Consider the following 4,023-nt stretch of genomic DNA (forward strand, 5'->3'; position numbering starts at 1 on the left):
ACCCGACAGCTCACCTCGCAGGCGCCGGAGAGGAACACCGCCATGCCTGCAATCCGCAAGAAGCGTCTCGCCCGTGCCCTCGCCGTCGCCGCCGCCGGCACGGCCCTGCTGGCCCTCCCGGTCGTCGGCGCGACCAGCGCCTCGGCCGCCACGAGCGGCAGCTCGTCGTCCACGGTCGCCGGGTACCCGAACACCCTGGACGGCTGGATCCGCGAATCCCTCGCGATCATGGCCCAGAAGGGCATCCCTGGCAGCTACAACGGCATCTACCGCAACATCATCCGCGAGTCCTCCGGCAACCCCTGGGCCATCAACAACTGGGACTCCAACGCCGCCGCCGGCACACCCTCCAAGGGCCTGCTCCAGGTCATCGACCCGACCTTCCAGGCGTACCACGTCGCCGGCACGGCGTACGACCCGTACGACCCGGTCGCGAACATCACCGCCGCGTGCAACTACGCGGCGGCCGTGTACGGCTCGATCGACAACGTGTACGGCGCGTACTGACCGTCCCTCCCGGACGTCCTCCGGGAGATCGACGTCCCTATAGGGGCCCCGGTTTCGGATCGGGGCCCCTATAGGGCGCGCGTTACGGAAACATCCGTTCAAGAACGGTCGCCACCCCGTCCTCCTCGTTCGAGAACGTCACCTCGTCGGCGACAGCCTTGAGTTCGGGGTGCGCGTTGGCCATCGCGACCCCGTACGCGGACCACTCGAACATCGGGACGTCGTTCGGCATGTCCCCGAAGGCGACCGTGTCCTCGGGGGCGATCCCGAGCCGTTCGGCGGCCAGCGCGAGGCCCGTGGCCTTCGTGACGCCGCTCGGCTGGAGCTCGACCGTGCCGGGCCCCGACATGGTCACCGTGGCGAGCGAACCGACCGCCGCGCGCGCGGTGGCCGCCAACTCGTCGTCCGTCAGCGCGGGGTGACGCAGCAGCACCTTGCTGATCGGCTCGCACCACAGGTCCTCGCGGCGTCCCACACGCAGCGCGGGCAGCGTCGGGTGCGGCATCAGGTAGCCCGGTTCGATCAGCGTCAGCCCGTCCACGCCGTCCTGGTCGACGGCCGCGTACACCTGGCCGACCTCCGCCTCGATCTTGCCGAGCGCGGTCTCCGCGAGTTCCCGGTCCAGCGTGACCGACCACAGCAGGCGGTCCGCGCCGGCGTCGTAGACCTGCGCTCCCTGGCCGCACACCGCGAGCCCTCTGCCCCGCAGGATCTCCAGCAGCGGGCGCACCCGGGGGGCCGGGCGGCCGGTCACCACCAGATGCCGCGCGCCGGCCTCCACGACCCGCTGGAGGGCGCTCAGCGAGCGGTCGGAGAAGGTGTCGTCGGCGCGCAGGAGCGTGCCGTCCAGGTCGGTGGCGACGAGGGCGTACGCGCGCGTGCCGGAAGCGGGGGTGGTGGGTGCGGCCATGATCAGAGAATACGGACCGCACCGCCCGCGGGAGGCTCGACGGCCCGTTCCGTACAGCGCGCACGCGCGCGGGACGACGGTGAGGGCACCGGAACGGCGTTCGTCATCGAACTGCCATCGAAATGCCAACGGTTCTGCGAAGACTGCACCGGTTGGCAACAACATGGGGCGCTATCTACCGCCGGTACCGTCTGGAGGGGTACGGTCCATGTGTCCAGGGGGGACTTGATCGGGGGGTCAGGTTGAACAGTGGGCGCATTCGTGTGCTGCGCGCGCAGGAGTTGGGCGAGGGGGAGCGCGAGCGGTGGCGGGCCCTGCGGGCCGCTTCGCCGGCCCCGCGCAATCCGTTCATGGAACCGGAGTTCGTCGAGGCCGTGGGGCGCGTACGGGCGCGTACGCGGGTCGCGGTGGTGTACGAGGGGCGCGAACCCGTCGGGTTCCTCCCCCACGAGCGCGGTCCGCTCGGCATGGGCCAGGCCCTCGCGCACGGCGTGTCGGACGCCCAGGGCGCGATCCTGGCACCCGGACTCGGCCTGGACGCGGCCGAGTTGATGCGCGCGTGCGCCCTGTCGAGCTTCGCGTTCGACAACCTGGAGGCGGAACAGGACCTGTTCGTCCCGCACGCCGCCGCCGAGTACGCCGCGTACGTCATCGACGTCGAGAAGGGCTACGACACGTACGAGGCCGTCCTGCGCGGCCAGTCCCCGAAGTTCCTGCGGACGACGCTCGCCAAGGAGCGCCGACTCGGGCGCCAGGCGGGCGAGTTGAGGTTCGTGTTCGACGAGCGCGACCCGGCCGCGCTGCACACGCTCATGGCGTGGAAGTCCGCGCAGTACCGCCGCACCGGCCGGCGCGACCGGTTCGCGCAGGAGTGGATCACGCGCCTGGTCGCACGCCTCGCCGACACGCGCGCGCCGGAGTGCGCCGGCACGCTGTCTGTCCTGTACGCCGGGGAGCGGCCCGTCGCCGCGCACTTCGGGCTGCGCTCGTCGACCGTCCTGGCCTGCTGGTTCCCGTCGTACGACACGGAGTTCGCGAAGTTCTCGCCGGGGCTCGTGCTGCATCTGCGGATGGCCGAGGCGGCGGCTGCGGAGGGCATCGGGACGCTGGATCTCGGGCGGGGGGCCGCCGAGTACAAGGACGCGCTGAAGACCGGCGAGATCCCCGTCTACGAGGGTGCGTGGACGCGTCCCGGGGTGGGGGCGGCGCTCTACTGGCTGAGCCGTGAACCCGCGCGCCGGGCGCACCACTTCGTGCGCGGGCGCCCCCGGCTCGCGAGCGCCGTAGCGCGCGCGCTGAAGAGCGCCGGGCGGCTGCGGGCGGGTTCCGGGCAGCGGGAGAGCTGAAGGGGGCGGGCGGCGCAGACGGCGCGGACGGCGTCACAGGGGTGACGCCGCAGGGTGATACCCGAGGGCTCATGACATCAGGGGGGTTCATGTCCCGTACGACCCGTACATCCCAGGTACGAGACGAGATACAGCGCTTCCTCGCCGTCCGGCCCGTCCAGGTCGGCGAGCTGGACCTGACCGGCGAGGGGGCGACCCTCAGACCCGGGCCGGGCGGCCCGCCCGTGACCTCGGGGCCGGTCTTCGTCCTGGTCCGCAGGGAGGGGCTGCCGGTCGGCACGCTCCTCGGGGAGGTCCCGGAAGGGGCGGACCCGAAGACGACGCTGAGGGAACTGGCCGAGGGGATGGGCCTGCCGGGGTCCGCTGAGCATCCGTACGGCACCGGGTCCGCCGACCGGACGACGGGGCCGCCCCCGCCGTACACCACCGTCGTCATCGCCACCCGCGAGCGGACCGGCACGCTGGTGCACGCACTCGACTCGATGCTCGCGCAGGACCATCCGCGGTTCGAGATCGTCGTCGTGGACAACGCGCCCGCCACGAGTGCTACTCGGGATCTCGTACGGGAGAAGTACGCCGAGCGGGTGAGGTACGTGTGCGAGCCGGTGCCGGGGCTCGCGGTCGCGCACAACCGGGGGGTGGCCGCGGCGCGCGGGGAGGTCGTGGCGTTCACGGACGACGACGTCGTCGCCGATCCGCGCTGGCTCACCGGGCTGACCTCGCCGTTCGCCGCCGATCCTGGCCTCGGCTGCACGACGGGCCTGATCCTGCCCGCCCGGCTGCGCACCCCGGCCCAAGTCCTCCTGGAGAGCCACGGCGGCTTCTCGAAAGGGTTCGTGCCGAAGACGTACGACCCCGCCGCGCCGCCCGCCGACGAGCCCCTGTTCCCCTTCACCGCCGGGCGGTTCGGGTCGGGGGCCAGCATGGCGTTCCGTACCCGGGTACTACGGGAGGTACGAGGGTTCGACCCGGCGACCGGGGCCGGCACCCTGGCCCGCGGGGGCGACGACCTGTACGGCTTCGTCCGCGTGCTCGCGCGCGGGTACCGGCTGCACTACACGCCGTACGCGCTGGTCTGGCACCACCACCGGGAGACCTGGCGGGACCTGGAGACGCAGGCGTACGGGTACGGGGCGGGGCTGGGCGCTTATTTGACGGCGGTGCTGGTCAACAGCCCCGGGCTGGTGCCGGGGTTCCTCGCGCGGGTGCCGAAGGGGGTGGCGTACGCGCGGGCGTTGACGGCGAGCCGGCGAGTGGAGG

At 72.5% G+C, this 4,023-nt stretch carries 4 protein-coding genes; 3 read left to right on the forward strand and 1 reads right to left on the reverse strand.

Going from position 1 to position 4,023, the window contains the following annotated elements; genetic code table 11:
- The first annotated feature begins 42 nt into the window (after positions 1-42).
- Entirely contained in the window at positions 43-507 is a 465-nt protein-coding gene (locus AOK24_RS23725) for a transglycosylase SLT domain-containing protein (protein ID WP_055722098.1), read from the forward strand.
- Positions 508-589: 82 nt separating this feature from the next.
- On the opposite strand, the gene AOK24_RS23730 is transcribed toward AOK24_RS23725, so the two are convergent.
- The gene (locus AOK24_RS23730; RefSeq protein WP_055722096.1) at positions 590-1,417 is read right to left on the reverse strand and encodes a Cof-type HAD-IIB family hydrolase; all 828 of its coding nucleotides are present in this window, start codon (positions 1,415-1,417) and stop codon (positions 590-592) included.
- Positions 1,418-1,680: 263 nt separating this feature from the next.
- On the opposite strand from AOK24_RS23730, the gene AOK24_RS23735 reads away from it, so the two are divergent.
- Entirely contained in the window at positions 1,681-2,763 is a 1,083-nt protein-coding gene (locus AOK24_RS23735) for a GNAT family N-acetyltransferase (RefSeq protein ID WP_206191257.1), read from the forward strand.
- Between the two features lie 89 nt (positions 2,764-2,852).
- Positions 2,853-4,023: glycosyltransferase family 2 protein (locus AOK24_RS23740; protein ID WP_079056960.1), on the forward strand; the 1,171-nt coding region annotated here is incomplete at its 3' end.

It is taken from the genome of Streptomyces niveiscabiei (genome assembly GCF_001419795.1).
Taxonomy (GTDB): domain Bacteria; phylum Actinomycetota; class Actinomycetes; order Streptomycetales; family Streptomycetaceae; genus Streptomyces; species Streptomyces niveiscabiei.

Excerpts from the sequence above, each read along its gene's own strand:
- AOK24_RS23730 (WP_055722096.1), bottom strand. The coding sequence starts at position 1,417 with ATGGCCGCACCCACCACCCCCGCTTCCGGCACGCGCGCGTACGCCCTC.
- AOK24_RS23725 (WP_055722098.1), top strand. The coding sequence starts at position 43 with ATGCCTGCAATCCGCAAGAAGCGTCTCGCCCGTGCCCTCGCCGTCGCC.